At 70.8% G+C, this 16,580-nt stretch carries 14 protein-coding genes and 2 pseudogenes; 10 read left to right on the top strand and 6 right to left on the bottom strand.

The window, feature by feature from the left end:
- The first annotated feature begins 253 nt into the window (after nt 1–253).
- Nucleotides 254–1,062 (top strand): IS5 family transposase gene (locus tag ABZ117_RS31065; protein WP_356825564.1). Its coding sequence is split into 2 segments (ribosomal slippage): nt 254–601 and nt 604–1,062, totalling 807 coding nucleotides; the frame shifts between segments, so codons are not numbered across the junction.
- A gap of 330 nt (nt 1,063–1,392) precedes the next feature.
- On the opposite strand, the gene ABZ117_RS31060 is transcribed toward ABZ117_RS31065, so the two are convergent.
- Nucleotides 1,393–2,055, bottom strand: coding sequence for a hypothetical protein (locus ABZ117_RS31060; protein ID WP_356825562.1), 663 nt, complete (start codon nt 2,053–2,055; stop codon nt 1,393–1,395).
- A gap of 524 nt (nt 2,056–2,579) precedes the next feature.
- On the opposite strand from ABZ117_RS31060, the gene ABZ117_RS31055 reads away from it, so the two are divergent.
- A complete protein-coding gene (locus ABZ117_RS31055; protein ID WP_179879016.1) occupies nt 2,580–2,795 on the top strand; it encodes a DUF6243 family protein in 216 nt (71 codons plus the stop codon).
- Between the two features lie 549 nt (nt 2,796–3,344).
- On the opposite strand, the gene ABZ117_RS31050 is transcribed toward ABZ117_RS31055, so the two are convergent.
- Together ABZ117_RS31050 and ABZ117_RS31045 are read right to left on the bottom strand one after the other, a co-directional pair.
- A complete protein-coding gene (locus ABZ117_RS31050; protein WP_356825560.1) occupies nt 3,345–3,800 on the bottom strand; it encodes a hypothetical protein in 456 nt (151 codons plus the stop codon).
- 631 nt (nt 3,801–4,431) lie between these two features.
- Entirely contained in the window at nt 4,432–4,998 is a 567-nt protein-coding gene (locus tag ABZ117_RS31045; RefSeq protein WP_356825558.1) for a TetR/AcrR family transcriptional regulator, read from the bottom strand.
- A gap of 99 nt (nt 4,999–5,097) precedes the next feature.
- Between ABZ117_RS31045 and ABZ117_RS31040 the strand changes: the two genes are divergently transcribed.
- From ABZ117_RS31040 to ABZ117_RS31010, 7 genes and pseudogenes are all read left to right on the top strand, one after another.
- On the top strand, nt 5,098–5,484 hold the full coding sequence (locus ABZ117_RS31040) for a nuclear transport factor 2 family protein (RefSeq protein ID WP_356825556.1): 387 nt from the start codon (nt 5,098–5,100) through the stop codon (nt 5,482–5,484).
- A gap of 91 nt (nt 5,485–5,575) precedes the next feature.
- Nucleotides 5,576–5,845, top strand: a pseudogene (locus tag ABZ117_RS31035) (transposase); the annotation flags it as partial.
- A 32-nt stretch (nt 5,846–5,877) separates the two neighbouring features.
- Complete coding sequence (pcaC, locus tag ABZ117_RS31030; RefSeq protein WP_356825554.1) at nt 5,878–7,167, top strand: 4-carboxymuconolactone decarboxylase; 1,290 nt, start codon at nt 5,878–5,880, stop codon at nt 7,165–7,167.
- 39 nt (nt 7,168–7,206) lie between these two features.
- Complete coding sequence (locus ABZ117_RS31025; RefSeq protein WP_356825552.1) at nt 7,207–7,842, top strand: MBL fold metallo-hydrolase; 636 nt, start codon at nt 7,207–7,209, stop codon at nt 7,840–7,842.
- A gap of 40 nt (nt 7,843–7,882) precedes the next feature.
- Nucleotides 7,883–8,662 (top strand): exodeoxyribonuclease III, encoded by a 780-nt coding sequence (locus tag ABZ117_RS31020; protein ID WP_356825550.1) that lies wholly within the window; start codon nt 7,883–7,885, stop codon nt 8,660–8,662.
- Between the two features lie 15 nt (nt 8,663–8,677).
- Nucleotides 8,678–9,097 carry a DUF6278 family protein gene (locus tag ABZ117_RS31015; protein WP_356825548.1) on the top strand — a complete coding sequence of 140 codons (420 nt, stop codon included), beginning with the start codon at nt 8,678–8,680 and terminating at the stop codon, nt 9,095–9,097.
- A 190-nt stretch (nt 9,098–9,287) separates the two neighbouring features.
- Nucleotides 9,288–9,508, top strand: a pseudogene (locus ABZ117_RS31010) (amino acid ABC transporter permease); the annotation flags it as partial.
- A gap of 73 nt (nt 9,509–9,581) precedes the next feature.
- Here ABZ117_RS31010 and ABZ117_RS31005 read toward each other — a convergent pair.
- Nucleotides 9,582–11,147: an alpha/beta fold hydrolase gene (locus tag ABZ117_RS31005; RefSeq protein WP_356825546.1), complete on the bottom strand. Its 1,566-nt coding sequence runs from the start codon at nt 11,145–11,147 to the stop codon at nt 9,582–9,584.
- Nucleotides 11,148–11,254: 107 nt separating this feature from the next.
- Nucleotides 11,255–12,001 carry a hypothetical protein gene (locus ABZ117_RS31000; RefSeq protein ID WP_356825544.1) on the bottom strand — a complete coding sequence of 249 codons (747 nt, stop codon included), beginning with the start codon at nt 11,999–12,001 and terminating at the stop codon, nt 11,255–11,257.
- A 143-nt stretch (nt 12,002–12,144) separates the two neighbouring features.
- On the opposite strand from ABZ117_RS31000, the gene ggt reads away from it, so the two are divergent.
- Nucleotides 12,145–13,947 carry a gamma-glutamyltransferase gene (gene ggt, locus ABZ117_RS30995; protein ID WP_356825542.1) on the top strand — a complete coding sequence of 601 codons (1,803 nt, stop codon included), beginning with the start codon at nt 12,145–12,147 and terminating at the stop codon, nt 13,945–13,947.
- A gap of 87 nt (nt 13,948–14,034) precedes the next feature.
- On the opposite strand, the gene ABZ117_RS30990 is transcribed toward ggt, so the two are convergent.
- Entirely contained in the window at nt 14,035–16,572 is a 2,538-nt protein-coding gene (locus tag ABZ117_RS30990) for an ATP-dependent Clp protease ATP-binding subunit (protein ID WP_356825540.1), read from the bottom strand.
- Nucleotides 16,573–16,580 lie beyond the last annotated feature (8 nt).

Here is a 16,580-nt window from a genome sequence, read left to right as displayed (position 1 = left end):
CGAGCCCAGTGGTACGTCGGCTGTCCGTGGCAAAACGCTGTCGCGCTACCTGCCTGGATCCTGTGGTCGGCTTCGCTACTTCGCGCACCGCCAGGTTGTCTACACAGCATCCCCCCGCTCTGCATCAGGGACCGCTCGTTAGCCTCGATCTTGTATGACGGTCCGTCGACGGAGTCGGTGGGGCGTTTCATATTCGGTGGCGGGTGAAGGTTAGACGCCGTTTCTGGTGATGTGATCGCTCGTTGAGCCGTGCATGACGGATCTGGTTGAGCGGTTGGTGCCGGAGGAGTTGTGGGTGCTGTTCCGGCGGGTGGTCCCGCCGACGCAGGTCATACGTCCGCAGGGCGGCGGCCGTCGACGGGCCGGTGACCGCGAATGCCTGGCAGCGATCATCTTCGTGGCCACCTCGGGCTGCACCTGGCGGCAACTGCCGCCGGTGTTCGGGCCGGCCTGGCCCACCGTCTACCGGCGCTTCGCCCAGTGGAGCCGGGATCGGGTGTGGGCCAGGCTTCACCGCGTCGTCCTCGATGAGCTCGGCGTTCGCGGCGAGTTGGACTGGTCGCAGTGTGCGATCGACTCCGTCAGCGTCCGGGCGGCAAAAGGGGGACCCTGACCGGACCGAATCCGACCGACCGTGGCAAGCCGGGATCGAAAATCCACCTGATCACCGACCGCAACGGACTGCCCCTGTCCCTGGGTATCTCCGGGGCCAACATGCACGACAGCCTCGGCCTGGAGCAGCTCGTGCGCGGGATCCCGCCCATCCGCTCCCGGCGCGGCCGGAGCCGTCGACGCCCGGGCAAGCTCCATGCCGACAAGGGTTACGACTACGACAACCTGCGCCGATGGCTCCGTAAGCGCGGAATCCGTCACCGCATCGCCCGCAAGGGCATTGAGTCCTCCGCCCGGCTGGGCCGACACCGCTGGGTCGTCGAGAGAACGGACTCTTGGCTCGCAGGCTGCCGCCGCCTGCACCGCCGCTACGAACGGAAGGCCGAGCACTTCCTCGCCTTCGTCGGCATAGCCGCAACCCTCATCGGCTACCGCCGACTCACCAAGTGAAACGGCGTCTACGTGCCCTGGTGGTCACGCCCCAACGCGAGGCTGCTCAAAATCCTGGTCCACATGCTCACCGAGATTCAGCCGGCACGCCGGTCACGCCGACATGCTGCGCGAACGGCTCGACAACTCGATAGGGAAAACAGCCGAATACGCGACTCAGCAGCACGACGACGCCCTTCTGGGATGCCCACCGAGCGAAGATCGAGCGAGCTGCTGAAGCAGCCGTCGCCAAGCCTGATCACGCTAGTTCTACCAAGAGCTCGTAGCACGGGTGTTCTCGTCGCCTGTCGGCTTTTTGAGGGCTTGTTGCTCGCTTGTCTCAGGGCGCGGCTAAGTGGCGAGGTCCCAAACCGTCGCTGTGAGCCTCATGGTGTGCCCACCCGGTGGGGCCGACACGACACGCACGAACGCAATACGCCCCTCGGTGGTCTGAACACAGAACTGCGCATCCTGAGGCGCATCCTGCAGCATGGGGTCGCCGTTGCTCCGCAACGCCTCCGCGCACTGCGCCTCGGTTGGATCAGCCTCACTTGCCGAAATCGGCGCGATGATCGCCGCGAGCCGGGGGCCGCCATGGATGTTGGTGGAACCAGCCGTCCCGCTTCCATCAGTGACGGCCGACAAGTCGGCGCCCTTGAGGTCATCCGCAACAAGCGGCTTGCGCATGTCGAAGTCGATGTCAACCCCGTAGGCGCTGGTCCGGAACTGAATGTCGTGTGGACCGAACATGGCGCGGGACGCCGTGTTCCCCGGGCTGGCCGGATCCGCTGATGCGGCTGGCTTGACTTGATCATGCGGGGCAGACGGTGCCCCCGCGACGGCGGGTAGCTTCGAGTCGTCAGCGGAGCTGTGCCGGTTGTTGACGAACACCGTGGCTGCGATGCCAACGACGGGCACGACGATGCCTACGACCCACCAGGCCCAGCGCGGCTGCCCCGGCGCAGACGTGCCCGGACCCGCTGCCGACGGATTGCTACCGCTGCTGTTCGTCACAACTTCCCCACCGCTTCACTGGCATCCCGGCCGTTCACACTATGACGGACTCCGTAGCCCGGTGATCAGTTCCCAGCTGTGTCACGGAGTCGCAGGTCGCACTCGGGCAGGCTGACCGCGCACAGCCCGCGAACGACGTCTCGTTGCGCAGACGTTCCGCAGAGGCTGGCCGCAAGTGAGATGATCTCCCATGCCGTCAGTGTGCTCGCAAGGCCCGCAGCGGCAGTAACGCCCATCTGGACCTGCCCCGGGCGGGCGGCGACCTCCGACGGGTGCTGGCGGTGCTGAGATTCCCGGAAGGAAACGGCTGGCCCCGGGCGCTCGCCGAAGGCCCGGCCGACGCCGGGGCGGCGGAAAGGTTGGTGTGCGGGGCCGACGGCACCGGGTAACGTCTTGGTCATGTTCTTCCAGACGCCGATTCACGATTGAGAGCGTGATGGGCCCCTGCTGACGTCCTTCGACGTCGCCGCCCGTCCCCCACCGATGAATCCGTAGATCACTTCACATCATTACCGGGAGAACCCGTGACCGTGAGCAAGAACATCAACAACCCCGTGGGCATGGGCGGCGGCCAGCGCAAGAAGCTGTCCCGCGCCGAACGGCAGAACAACGGTCCGCACCGCAACCTCGACCGCCAGGGTGCAGCCGACCAGAAGGCGGAGCTGGTGCGCAAGATGCGCGAGAAGGCAGGCGCAGCCGAGGGCGCCGGGCAGACGAGCGACGACACCGCACAGAGCTGACGCACCGCCGCCGCAGGGCGGCACCGCATGGGGCAGGGCCCCGGACCGCGACGCGCGGTCCGGGCCTTGCTGCCGTACCGGGCTCGGCCGGTCCCGCTCAGCTCTCGGCCGAGCACCCGCGTCTCAGCCGACCACCCTGGGCGGCCGCAGATTCAGCAGCCCCGTCACCGCCAGCACCCGAGCTGCACCAGCAGCATCACAACCAGCGCGGGTTCCCGTGCCCAGCCCGGGCGACACTGTTAGGAAGGGCGTGCAGGGCGTCCTTCGCCGCTTTGTGCGCGGTCAGTCCCGTCGAGCGTCCCTCGGGACGCCGGCAGTCCCGTCGCCTCAAACGGCGACCAGCAGGCCAACGCCGCGCTCCACCGCATCGTGTTCACCCGCCTGCGGGTCGACCCGCGCACCCAGGACTACTACGAGCGCCAGATCAAGGAGAGCAAGACCCGGCGCGAAATCGTCCGCTGTATTGGGGGAGCGCCTTGCCATCGGTAGGGCGAACGACTGCCCGGCTGGACGCCGTGCGCGTGAGTGACCTGATGGAGCGTAGGGTGCTCAGAAATCGGAGCCCAGCAGGGCGAGAGGACGACGTTCGAGCTGCGCGAAGCGGACCTTTTCGCGCAGCCCGGCTGCAACATCACCTTGCCGTTCAAGCAGGAGAACGAGTTCCCGGAGTTCGCCCAGGACGATCGCCGGGAGACGGTCGTCCGGCCACAGTGTGGAGAAGTCCTCGAAGTCGATCGTTCGTTTGAGGATCTCCCTGCGAACGCCCAAGCCTGCGTCGCCCTGTTCATTGATCCGGCTGAGCACGGCACGAACGATCTTGTACTTGCTGACTGCTGACTTGTCCGCGGCGAGCTGGTGTCGATGAGGCGCGAGCAGGTCTTCGCTGACGCCAGCGCCCCGCAAGAATCCAAGGACCCCTTCTTTGCTCCGGTTGAGCCGGGGCACCAGTTCGATCAGCAGGTCCAAAAGCTCAGGCGGCCAGTGGTAGGCGTCGTTGTGGGCCACTCGTCATCTGTACCTTCCGCGCGGGAGCCGCTCTCCGGGGTGCTTCGATCTGGACGATGTCCGAACGGACGGCGCAACCCTTTGAACCTGATTGTGCAGCGGCTGCCGCTGCTTGAGATCGGCTTTCGCGGGATGCGTGGCATGAGGCTGGTGCGGAGATCTCTGATGGCGCCTCTCGGTACGCTGGAAGACCTCTTGGACCCACTGGCAGCTTCAGACGGGCCGGGCCGGGCGTGAGCAGGACAAGTTTGCGGACATGGAACGGATGCCGTGCGCAACCGACTTGACCGACGAGCAGTGGGCGTTGATCGAACCGCTGGTCGCAGCGTGGACGCAGGAACCATCGCCAGCGCGTCCGTCAGCCCTGTCCGGTCCGCACGCCGGCGCAGCAGCACCGCCCCGGCATGCCCGATCAGCCTTTTCCCGTCAGCCGCCACCGACAGCCGACGGTCCCACCCTTTACGCTCAGCCACCCGAAAGATGCCTTGCTCCCGCAGCGGGTACGAGCCAGACACTCGCATCCTCGCAGGGCACCGGCACCTTTCTGCTATCGGGGCGTCAGTCAGCCCAATTCCGCTGAATACCCGGGGTTAACGCGGTTGGCCGTCGCCCCTGAGGGCCCACGGGACACTCAGACGGCGTCGTACAGGTCGGCGACGAGGCCGCGTGCGTAGTCCTCGTTCGTTTCCGGGATCGAAAACACCACGCGGAAGTAGAGAGGTGCGACCACGTGGTCCAGCACCCGCTCCAGTGGTGGTGTCGCCTCGCCCCGCTGGGCCGCGGCTTCCAGGGCGGCGTGGAACCGGGTGCTGACCCGCTCCAGACACTCGCGCAGCCCTGCTCGGCGCTCGTCCACGTCCGGTGCCACTTCGGCCCGGAAGAACGCCACGCCTCCCGGCCGGGACAGGTCGGCAAGCGTCCACAGAGCGGCTCGTTCGAGGTCCTTACGCAGGTCACCGAGCAGCTCCGGCGCCCCCTCGTCCTGGCGCCGGGCGGCCACATCCGCCAGGAGGGCGGAGGTCGTCCCCCAACGGCGGTAGACGGAACTGGGGTTGACGCCGGCGCGGCGCGCCACCGCGGGGATGGTCACCTTCTCGGCCCCGACTTCCTGCACCAGGTCCATGACGGCCCGGTGCACAGCGGCGCGTACGCGGGCGCTGCGGCCTCCGGGGCGGAGGTCTTTGCTTTCGACGGGCATACCCCCACCCTAAAGCATCGGGTTGCGCTTTAGTGAGTGAGTCCCCTACGGTGCTTAAAGCGGAGATCACCGCTTTAGTGTTGATCTGAGGAGAACCCCATGGCTCAGTACGAGGTCCAGCACCAGCTCGCCAAGGCGTTCCACGCCTACCTCACCGCCCGCGACTGGGACGGCATCCGGACCCTGCTCACCGACGACGCCACCTGGGTCCTCCCCGGTGACAACACCATCTCCGGGAAGGCGGAGGGCGCCGAGGCGGTCGTGGAGCGGGCGAAGAAGATCGCCTCCTACGGCCTCAACTTCGAACTGCTCCACATCCTGGTCAGCCCCGAGAACATGGCCCTGTCCCTGCACAACACCGCCCGCCGGGGCGAGGTCCGGCTCGACGAGTACCTCTCCACCGTCTGCCACCTGCGCGACGGCAAGATCGCGAGCATCGAGACCTACCTCTCCGACGTCCCCGGCATGAACGCATTCTTCGTCTGAACACCGCCGCCCAAACAGGTGTGTCCACAATTCCGTCTCAATATTCCGTGACGGTCCGTCGGTTGGCCCGGCGGGCCGTTCCGGCTCTTCTGCTGCCCTTTGCGGAGTCAGCCCCATCGAGTACTCCTCCGGCCGGCGGAGCACGCGCCGGCTCAACCACGGCGGGGACCGGCAGGCGGACGCTGCCCTGCACCGCATCGTGTTCACCCGGCTGCGCCACGACCCTCGTACCCAGGCGTACTACGAACGCCGCACCCAGGAGGGCAAGACCCGACGTGAGATCACCCGATGCCTCAAGCGATATGCCGCCCGCGAGGTCGTCAACCTGGTCAGGATGGCATCCACCGATCCCGCGTTATAGGGGCGTCCGTGAGACGTGAGAAGGTCTGGGGCGTGAGTGAGACACCCCCGAACACCCTGCAATACCGCTTTGACGGGCCAGAAGACGCACCTGTCCTGATCCTCGGCCCCTCCCTCGGTACCACATGGCACATGTGGGACCGTCAGGTGCCGGAGCTGGTCAAGCAGTGGCGGGTCTTCCGGTTCGATCTGCCCGGCCACGGCGGCGCCCCCGCCCACCCGGCCGGTTCCGTCGCCGAGCTGACCGCCCGGCTGCTGGTGACGCTGGACGCGCTGGGAGTGCAGCGGTTCGGGTACGCGGGCTGTGCGCTGGGCGGGGCCGTCGGTATCGAGCTGGCCCTGCGGCACCCCGAGCGGCTGGCCTCCCTCGCGCTGGTCGCCGCCTCGCCCCGGTTCGGCACCGCGGACGAGTTCCGGCAGCGCGGGGTGATCGTGCGCACCAACGGGCTCGACCCGATCGCCCGGACCGCGCCGGACCGCTGGTTCACCGGTGGGTTCGCCGCCGCGCAGCCGGCGATCACCGAGTGGGCGGTGCAGATGGTCCGCACCACCGATCCCGGCTGTTACATCGCCGCCTGCGAGGCGCTCGCCGGGTTCGACGTCCGGCCGGAGCTGGGCCGGGTCGGTGTGCCGACGCTGGTGCTGGTCGGTGCCGACGACCGGGTCACCGGTCCCGCCGAGGCCCGCACCCTGGTCGCCGGCATCCCGGACGCCCGCCTCGCGGTCGTCCCGGGCGCCTCCCACCTGGTCCCGGTGGAGCAGCCCGCCGCCGTCACCGACCTGCTGGTGCACCACTTCTCCAGCGCCTGGCAGCAGTCCTTCGACACCGGCCAGAACGTCCTGCCCGGTGCCCCGGCCGTCCCGGTCCCGGCCGCGCCGCCGCAGGCCGCGCCGATCGCCGAGATCGCCCCGGCGGCCGTACCGGCGCAGGCCGCCGGGCAGCCCGATCGGTACGGGACCGGGCTGAAGGTCCGCCGGGAGGTGCTCGGTGACGCGCACGTGGACCGGGCGCTGGCGGAGGCCGACGAGTTCTCCGGGGACTTCCAGGAGTTCGTCACCCGGTACGCCTGGGGCGAGATCTGGGACCGGCCGGGCCTGGACCGCCGTACCCGCAGCTGCATCACGCTCACCGCGCTGGTCGCGGGCGGTCACCAGGAGGAGCTGGCGGCCCACACCCGCGCGGCCCTGCGCAACGGACTGACCCCGCACGAGATCGCGGAGGTGCTGCTCCAGGCGGCCGTCTACTGCGGGGTGCCGGCCGCGAACCGTGCGTTCCGGGTGGCCCGGGAGGTCATCCGGGAGGAGACCACGCCGTCCGAGTAGCGCCCCGCGGGGCGGCCGTGGGGGGCAGGATGGGGAGTCATGAAGCTCACGAAGAAGTCCCACGCCTGCGTCCGCCTCGACAAGGAGGGGCGCACGCTCGTCATCGACCCGGGCGGGTTCTCCGAGGAGGACGCGGCGGTCGGCGCGGACGCCGTCCTGGTCACGCACGAGCACCCGGACCACTTCGACGAGGGCCGGCTGCGGGCCGCCCTGGAGGCCAATCCGGCCGCCGGGATCTGGGCGCCGAGGTCCGTCGCCGGCCGGCTCGCGGCGGCCTTCCCGGGCCGCGTGCACACCGTCGGCCACGGCGACACGTTCAGCGCCGCCGGCTTCGAGGTGGAGGTCCACGGCGAGCTGCACGCGGTGATCCACCCGGACATCCCGCGGATCACCAACGTCGGCTTCCTGATCGACGGCGGCAGGGTCTTCCACCCCGGCGACGCCCTCACCGTCCCCGCCCGCCCGGTGGAGACCCTGATGCTGCCCGTGATGGCCCCCTGGAGCAAGATCTCCGAGGTGATCGACTACGTCCGCGAGGTCGGGCCGCAGCGCGCCTACGACGTCCACGACGCCCTGCTCACCGACCTCGCCCGGCCGATCTACGACCGCCAGATCGGCGCCCTGGGCGGCACGGACCACCTGCGGCTGGCCCCGGGCGCCTCCGCCGATCTGTGAGCACGACCGGTTGTCGGACCCGCCGGGTAGGTTGGGGGACATGCGCATCGCCACCTGGAACGTGAACTCGATCACCGCCCGCCTGCCGAGGCTGCTGGCCTGGCTGGAGAGCAGCGGCACCGACGTGCTCTGCCTCCAGGAGGCCAAGATCGCCGAGGAGCAGTTCCCGGTCGACCAGCTGCGCGAGCTGGGTTACGAGGCGGCCGTCCACGCGACCGGCCGGTGGAACGGCGTCGCGGTGCTCTCCCGCGTCGGCATCGAGGATGTGGTCAAGGGCCTGCCCGGTGACCCCGGCTACGACGGCGTGAGTGAGCCGCGCGCCCTCTCGGCGACCTGTGGCCCGGTCCGCGTCTGGTCGGTGTACGTGCCCAACGGCCGCGAGGTCGGCCACCCGCACTACGCGTACAAGCTCCAGTGGTTCGAGGCCCTGAGAGCGGCGGTGCAGGGCGACGCGCAGGGCAGCCGCCCGTTCGCGGTGCTGGGTGACTACAACGTGGCGCCGACGGACGAGGACGTCTTCGACCGGGCCGCCTTCGAGGGCTCCACCCATGTCACCCCGGCCGAGCGCGCCGCCCTGGCCGCCCTGCGCGAGGCGGGCCTGAGCGACGTCGTGCCGCGCCCGCTGAAGTACGACCAGCCGTTCACCTACTGGGACTACCGCCAGCTCTGCTTCCCGAAGAACCGCGGCATGCGCATCGACCTGGTGTACGGCAACGCGCCGTTCGCCCAGGCCGTCAAGGACGCCTACGTCGACCGCGAGGAACGCAAGGGCAAGGGTGCCTCCGACCACGCGCCGGTGGTGGTCGACCTGGACGTGTGATGCCACGCTGGGTCCATGCACCTTCCGTTCCTGGGCCCCCGGCACAAGAAGAACGGTGACGCGGCGCTCCCCGCCGATCCAGCGGCGGTCGCGGCGCTGCTCTCCGAGTGCGAGCTGCTGCGCTCGCAGGCGGTGCGGGCGGGTGTCCGCCTCGACGACACCCCTGCCTCGCTGGAGGCCCTGGACCAGCTGGTGCCGCGCTGGCGGGACGACGCCGAGCTGCTGCCCTGGCTGGGCCACGACGCCGGGCTGTACCTGGGCACGGTCGTGGTGCGGACCGTACCCGGCGCCGCCTGGCAGATCACCTCCGACGGCGAGCCCGTCGTGCGGCTCGCCTCCGGCCGCGCGTTCGAGGTGGTGCCGGCCGGACAGGAGTGGGCGGTCAGCGGCGTTCCCGAGCTGTCCCAGCTGTACGCGGAGATCGCCGAGGCCTGACCCTCCGGGACCTCCCTGCCCCCGCCGGCGTCCCTACGGCTCGGTCCGGCGTGGTGCGGGGAGCCGGTCAACTCCACTGCGATCGTGACCAGTTGTGGATGCCCGGGACGAGGGGCGAGGTGCCTCGCGCGGCCGTGGACACCGGGGAACGCGGCCGGTGGGAGGCCGCGTTCCCGCCGGCTCGCGCGAGTCCCGCGAGGAGTTCCCCCACGCCGGGAAACGCATCGCCGCCAACCTCGACTACGATTTGCCGTTCATCCCCGTGGTGATGGTGACCGCCGATCCACATCGGGATGTGCCTGCTGCTTACGTGGTTCGCCGGCCGGGTGTCCCGCCGTGAGCAGCGCAGTCCCAGGGCCGGCCGTGGCGGTCGCCGCGGCCGGCCCTGGGACGCTGCTGCCGGGTGGGGAGCCCCCCCATGGCCCCGGGACCGCAAGGGGGCAGCAGACCACACGGGCCAGGCTCGTCCGGCGGCAGCCGGAGATCACTGCTCGCGCAAGGGGACGGACACGTACGACGGGTCGTCCACGGGCGAGGAGAAGGTCAGCTGCGCGCCGGACGGGTTGTGCTCGAGGTAGAGCGGGTCGACCGTGTCGACCACCAGCGCGAGGCGGTGCCCGGCGGGGACGTCGTAGGCCGTGGAGAACAGGTCCAGGTCGACGGTGAACGGTGCGCCGGGCGTCCGCCCGTGCCAGGTGTACGGCGCGTGGGTGACGAGCTTGCCCAGGCCGAGCGGGCCCACGTCGTACAGGTAGGCGATCAGGGTGCCGCTCTCCGCGGTCGGGGTGAGCGTGGTATGCAGGTTCGCCGTGCCGCGCACCCGCTGGGCGCTGCCGTACCGCTCCGACTGCCAGACGGCCGCCCAGCGGCGCGGCAGCAGCGGCATCGAGGCGACGGGCGGCAGTTGGGCGACCTGGTCCAGGATGCTGGAGAGGAAGACGATGCCGCCGTCCGCGCCGGAGTCGACGTTCGCGTGGATGGTGGGTGAGCCGGCCAGTGCGATCTTCCGCCGGGTCGCGGCGACCGACTTCCAGTCCGGGTAGCCCTCGTATCCCCCCGCGCTGCGGGGCTTCAGCCGGACCGGCTGTTCGCGCTCGATGCCGTTGCCGGCGCCTTTGAGATAGTGGTCGAACCAGCGCTCGGTGTCCGTCCAGACGTCGTTGGGCAGCCCGAACAGGCCGGTCAGTTCGGGGGTGGCGTGGTCGCCGGGGCGCAGCTCCAGCCGCTTGGGCCCGGTGAGCTTCTCGTAGAAGGAGGCGTACTGGTTCGCCGGGAAGACCGTGTCGCCCCAGGCGTTGGCCAGCATGACCGCGGCGCCGTTCGCGTTCAGCTGGTCGGTGAAGCTCACGGGGGAACGTTTCCGCCCCCAGTCGATCATCTCCTGTTCCTTCGACAGGTTCGAGGAGTACAGGTTGTCGAAGATGGCGCGCAGTTCGGGGCTCTCGTGGCCGGTGAGGGTGGCGGCGCCGTCCAGCACGGCCGCCGCCTGGAGGTGCTGGGTGCGGCCCGAGTAGATGGAGTCGATCAGGTCCGCCCAGCCGCTGAGCGCGGCCACGGCCTTGACGCGCTTGTCGTGCGCGGCGGCGAGCAGGCTGATCCCGGCGCCGTACGACACCCCGGCCATGCCGATGTGCCGCGGATCGGCCGGGGTGTGGGCCAGCGCCCAGTCGATGACCCGGGAGGCGTCCGCCACGTCGGGGGGACCGGCCACTTCTATCCGGCCGCCGGACTGCCAGAAGCCGCGCACGTTGTAACCGACCACCACATAGCCGGAGTCGGCGAGCTTCTGTGCCTGGGCGAGGTACTCCACCTGGGGCAGGCCCCAGCTCGTGGGCAGCACGACGAGCGGGTAGCGGGCCGAGGCGTCGGCGCCCGCGGGCGTGAGGACGTTGGCCTTGAGCACGGTGCCGCCGTCGCCGGTGATGTCGACGAAGCGGAGGGACGGGGCCGCCTCGGCGGCCGGTGCGAGGCCGGTGACGGTGCCGGCGACCAGGGCCGCCGAGACGGCTGCCGCGGCGGAGGTGCGCAGAGCGGCGCGACTGTGTCCCATGGGTCACTCCTTCACTGGTTCCGTGCAAAGTGACCCGACGGTAACCGCGCCTTCTTACCGTAAGTAACCCGTCGGTAAGTTACGTACGGATAAAGATTGTTGAGGGCTCACTCGCCGCCGCCGGTGACGGGGTCGGGCCGCGGTGTCCGCGCCGCCCGCGTCACGTCCGCCACCAGCTCCACCACATCCGGGCCGTACGCCCGCGAGTTGACCACCTTCAGCAGCAGGACGAAGGAACCGGTGCGGTACCTGCGGGCCAGCCGCTCGTGGTGGCGGGCCAGATAACGGGTGGCGGCCTGGTTGGTGATGGCGCTCTGGCCGCAGAAGAGGAACACCGGGCGGGCGTCGCGCCGCTCGCCCACGGTGAGCCGGGCGAGCAGCACGTACTCGCTCCGGCCGGTCTGCGCGCGGTAGTCGGAGCCGTCGATCCGGAAGGCCCCGCGGTCCGCACCGGCCTCCGCCTCCACGTTCACGCGCACGCCCGGCAGCAGCGAGGACAGATGAGCCGCCGTGCGGTGGTTGGAGGCGGGGCCGCCGAGGCAGAACTCCGTACGCTCCCCGAAACCCTGCCGGGCGGCGTCGTGCGCGACGACCTGGGCGTGCGCGCGGCAGTCCTTGATGAGCGCGGACAACTCCAGCAGGGCGAACACGTCGTGGCGCATCACCGCCAGTTCGGGCCCGCCCGCGTTGCGGTTGACCACCAGCAGCGCCTCGGAGTGGTCCGGCAGCCCGAAGAAGGCCTGCTTGCGGCGCAGCCCCCGCCGCCACAGGAAGGTGCGGGTCAGCCAGCCCAGCGCGGCACTGACGCCGGCCGCCATGACGCCGAGGACGATGTTGCGCACGTCGTCGTTCATGGCCGCGCATGCTAGCGGGCCCGGGGGTAGACGTACGTACCGGTGTTCGATGTGTGACGTTCGTGTGGCGGGCCGCCGAGGCGTACTGTCAGTACTACGGCAATCTGGTTACGCTGCGCGGACTGTCCCGACGGGAGGTACGGATGGGTCGTCCTGGCACGCGGAAACTGGCGGTACTGGCGGTCTCGGCCGCCATGGTGTCGGTGGGGGCGGCGGCCCCGCCCGGCACGGCAACGAGCGGGACGCCGGCGAAGGTTCCGGTGGCCGTCGGGTACGGCGGCGCGGTCGCCAGCGTCGACCCGGACGCCTCCGCCGCCGGCATCGAGGTCCTCAAGAAGGGCGGCAACGCGGTCGACGCGGCCGTCGCCACGGCCGCCGCGCTCGGCGTGACCGAGCCCTACTCGGCCGGCATCGGCGGGGGCGGCTACTTCGTCTACTACGACGCCCGGACCCGCACCGTCCACACCATCGACGGCCGCGAGACCGCGCCGCTGAGCGCCGACTCCGACCTGTTCCTGGAGAAGGGCAAACCGCTCGCCTTCGACGACGCCGTCAGCAGCGGCCTGAGCGTCGGCACCCCGGGCACCCCCGCCACCTGGCAGCGCGCACTGGGGGAGTGGGGCACCAGGAGGCTCGGCACGGTACTGAAACCGGCCGAGCGGATCGCGCGCGCGGGCTTCACGGTGGACGACACCTTCCGCTCGCAGACCGCCTCCAACGAGGCCCGGTTCCGCTACTTCCCGGACACCGCGAAACTGTTCCTGCCGGGCGGACGGCTGCCGGTCACCGGCTCCACGTTCAAGAACCCCGAACTCGCCCGCACCTACGAGGAGCTGGGCCGCAAGGGCGTCGACGCGATCTACCACGGGGACATCGGCGACGACATCGTCAGCACGGTGGAACACCCGCCCGTGGACCCCGCCTCCCACTGGAACGCGCGCCCCGGCAAGCTGGCCGAGAAGGACCTGGCCGTCTACCACGCCAAGTTCCAGGCGCCCACCCGGACGTCGTACCGCGGCCTGGACGTGTACTCCATCGCCCCCTCCTCCTCCGGCGGCACCACCGTCGGCGAGGCGCTCAACATCCTGGAGAACAGCGACCTCTCCAAGGAGAGCAAGACGCAGTACCTGCACCGCTTCATCGAGGCCAGCCGCATCGCCTTCGCCGACCGCGGGCGCTGGGTCGGTGACCCCGCCTTCGAGGACGTACCGACGAAGCAGCTGCTGTCGCAGCGGTACGCCGACTCGCGCGCCTGCCTGATCCGCGGCGACGCGGTCCTCACCAGCCCGCTCGCGCCCGGCGACCCGCGCTCCCCCGCGGCCTGCGGCAAGGGCGGCACGGCGGCCCCGACGACGTACGAGGGCGAGAACACCACCCACCTCACCGTGGCCGACAAGTGGGGCAACGTCGTCGCCTACACGCTCACCATCGAGGAGACCGGCGGCAGCGGCATCACCGTCCCCGGCCGGGGCTTCCTGCTCAACAACGAACTGACCGACTTCTCCTTCGCGCCGGCCAACCCGGCCGTGCACGACCCCAACCTGCCCGGCCCGGGCAAGCGCCCGCGCTCCTCGATCTCCCCGACGATCGTCCTGGACCGGCACGGCAGGCCGGTGGTGGCGCTCGGCTCGCCCGGCGGCGCGACCATCATCACCACCGTGCTCCAGACGCTCACCGGGTTCCTGGACCGGGGGCTGCCGCTGGTCGACGCCATCGCCGCCCCGCGCGCCAGCCAGCGCAACGCGGCCCAGACGGAGATCGAACCAGCCCTGCACGACAGTGAGATCAGGGCGCGGCTGGAGGCCCTCGGGCACAGCTTCAAGGTGAACCCGGAGATCGGCGCGGCGACCGGCGTGCAGCGGCTGCCGGGCGGGAAGTGGCTGGCAGCCGCCGAGAAGGTGCGGCGCGGCGGCGGCTCGGCGATGGTGGTCGACCCGGCACCGTAGCGCGAGACGGCCGACCCGGCACCGTAAGCGCAACCGCAAGCGCGAGACGGCAGTGGCCCCCGGCTCCCGGGGAGCCGGGGGCCACGTTCACAACTCGGGTGCGGGTGGCGGGGTTTCGTCCGCGCGGAAGTCCAGCCGCCCGTCCTTGGCGTCCACCGTCACCCGGCTGCCCCTGGCGATCGTGCCGTTCAGCAGCAGCCGGGACAGCTGGTTGCCCACCTCGCGCTGGATCGTGCGGCGCAGCGGCCGGGCGCCGTACTCCGGCTGGTAGCCGTGTTCGGCGAGCCAGTCGACGGCCGCGTCCGTGAACTCCACCGTGATGCCCTGCCCGTCCAGCAGCCGCCGGGTGCCCTCCAGCAACAGATCGGTGATCTGCCGCAGTTGCTCGCTCGTCAGCTGCCGGAAGACCACGATCTCGTCGATACGGTTGAGGAACTCCGGCCGGAAGTGCTCCCGCAGCGGCCGCAGGATCTGCTCCCGTCGCGCCTCCTCGTCCGCGTCCGCACCACCCGGCCCGAACCCGATCCCGGCACCGCGCCGGGTGATCGCCTCGGAGCCCAGGTTGCTCGTCATCACGATGACCGTGTTGGTGAAGTCCACGGTCCGCCCCTGCGAGTCGGTCAGCCGGCCGTCGTCCAGCACCTGGAGCAGGATGTTGAAGACGTCCGGATGCGCCTTCTCCACCTCGTCCAGGAGAAGCAGCGAGTACGGGTGCCGGCGCACCACCTCGGTGAGCTGCCCCGCCTCCTCGTGACCGACGTACCCGGGCGGGGCGCCCACCAGGCGGGAGACGGTGTGCCGCTCCTGGTACTCGCTCATGTCGAGCCGGACCATCCGGTCCTCGCTGCCGAACAGGGCCTCGGCCAGCGCCCGGGCCAGCTCCGTCTTGCCGACACCGGTCGGGCCGAGGAACAGGAAGCTGCCGATCGGCCGGTGCGGGCTGGCCAGCCCCGCGCGGGAGCGCAGCACCGCCTCCGCGACCACGCCGACGGCCTCCTCCTGGCCGACGACCCGCTGGTGCAGGTGCTCCTCCAGGCCGAGCAGCCGTTCCTTCTCCTCCTGCGTGAGCCGGCTGACCGGGATGCCGGTCCGGCGGGACACCACCTCGGCGATGGCCTCCGCCGTCACCTCCAGCTGCCCCTCGTCGGCCCTCCCCTCGCCGCTGGCCGCCGTGATCCGCTGCTTCAGCTCGGTGATCCGGTCGCGCAGCTGCTTGGCCTGCTCGTAGTCCTCGTCCGCGACCGCCTGGTCCTTGTCCCGGACCAGCTGCTCCACCTCGCGCTCCATCGCGCGCACGTCCGTGCCCTTGGTGCCGGCACCGAGCCGGACCCGCGCGCCCGCCTGGTCGATCAGGTCGATCGCCTTGTCGGGCAGCCGCCGGTCGGTGAGATACCGGTCGGACAGCTCCACGGCGGCGACCAGCGCCTCGTCGGTGTAACGCACCTGGTGGTGGGCCTCGTAGCGGTCGCGCAGCCCGCGCAGGATCTCGATCGTGTCCGCGACCGTCGGCTCCGGCACCAGGATCGGCTGGAACCGGCGGGCCAGCGCCGCGTCCTTCTCGATCCGCCGGTACTCCTCCAGGGTGGTCGCGCCCACGATGTGCAGCTCGCCCCGGGCGAGAGCCGGCTTGAGGATGTTCCCGGCGTCCATCGCGCCGCCCTCGCCGCCGGCCCCCGCGCCCACGACGGTGTGCAGCTCGTCGATGAACACCACCAGCCGGTCGGAGTGCGCGCGGATCTCCTCCACGATGTTGTTCAGGCGTTCCTCGAAGTCACCCCGGTAGCGGGTGCCGGCCACGACACCCGTGAGGTCCAGGGCCACGACCCTGCGCCCCGCCAGGCCGTCCGGGACGTCACCGTCCGCGATGCGCTGGGCCAGGCCCTCCACGACGGCCGTCTTGCCGACACCCGCGTCACCGATCAGCACCGGGTTGTTCTTGCCGCGCCGCGACAGCACCTCGATGGTCTGCTCGATCTCCGCGTCCCGGCCGATGACCGGGTCGACCCGGCCCTGCCGGGCCAGCTCGGTCAGATCACGGCCGTACTTGTCCAGGGTCGGTGTGCCGGTGGGCCGCTGCCGCTCCGGGCGGGGCTGGCTGCTCTCCGGGGCCTCCGGCGGCAGGGAGCCCGCCGAGAACCGGGCCGCGTTCAGGATGTGCCCGGCCGCCGAGTCCGGATTGGCGGCCAGCGCGCTCAGCACGTGCTCCGGGCCGATGTACCCGGCGCCGCTCGCCCGCGCCAGGTCGTGCGCGTCCAGCAGGGCCCGCTTGACCGCCGGGGTCAGCGACAGCGACGTCGGCGGCGGCGCCTCGCCCGGCCCGTGCTGCACCGGACCGGCCCGGTCGTCGATCTCCGTCGCGAGCGAGTCCGGGTCCGCGCCCGCCCGGCTCAGCAGACTCCGGGTGGGCTCGGTGGACAGCGCCGCGCGCAGCAGGTGCTGTGTGTCCAGGTCCCGGCTGCCGTGTTCGGCGGCGTACTGGGCGGCGCCTCTGACCAGCTCCCGGGCCGGCTGGCTGAGCAGGCGGCCGATGTCGATGTGCCGGGGGCCGGGGGCACCGCCCGGGGCGCCGCCGAAGAAACGGGCCAGGAACTCGCCGAAGGGGTCAGGAGGGTAGCCGTTGGTCATGGCGTTGC

Source organism: Streptomyces sp. NPDC006309, assembly GCF_040613095.1.
Lineage (GTDB): Bacteria > Actinomycetota > Actinomycetes > Streptomycetales > Streptomycetaceae > Streptomyces.
The sequence above is the reverse complement of the archived record's forward strand: the minus strand, read 5'-3'. Positions and strand labels throughout refer to the sequence as shown.

Excerpts from the sequence above, each read along its gene's own strand:
- ggt (WP_356825542.1), top strand. The coding sequence starts at position 12,145 with ATGGGTCGTCCTGGCACGCGGAAACTGGCGGTACTGGCGGTCTCGGCC.
- ABZ117_RS31020 (WP_356825550.1), top strand. The coding sequence starts at position 7,883 with ATGCGCATCGCCACCTGGAACGTGAACTCGATCACCGCCCGCCTGCCG.
- ABZ117_RS30990 (WP_356825540.1), bottom strand. The coding sequence starts at position 16,572 with ATGACCAACGGCTACCCTCCTGACCCCTTCGGCGAGTTCCTGGCCCGT.
- ABZ117_RS31040 (WP_356825556.1), top strand. The coding sequence starts at position 5,098 with ATGGCTCAGTACGAGGTCCAGCACCAGCTCGCCAAGGCGTTCCACGCC.
- ABZ117_RS31015 (WP_356825548.1), top strand. The coding sequence starts at position 8,678 with ATGCACCTTCCGTTCCTGGGCCCCCGGCACAAGAAGAACGGTGACGCG.
- ABZ117_RS31005 (WP_356825546.1), bottom strand. The coding sequence starts at position 11,147 with ATGGGACACAGTCGCGCCGCTCTGCGCACCTCCGCCGCGGCAGCCGTC.
- ABZ117_RS31025 (WP_356825552.1), top strand. The coding sequence starts at position 7,207 with ATGAAGCTCACGAAGAAGTCCCACGCCTGCGTCCGCCTCGACAAGGAG.
- ABZ117_RS31045 (WP_356825558.1), bottom strand. The coding sequence starts at position 4,998 with ATGCCCGTCGAAAGCAAAGACCTCCGCCCCGGAGGCCGCAGCGCCCGC.
- ABZ117_RS31000 (WP_356825544.1), bottom strand. The coding sequence starts at position 12,001 with ATGAACGACGACGTGCGCAACATCGTCCTCGGCGTCATGGCGGCCGGC.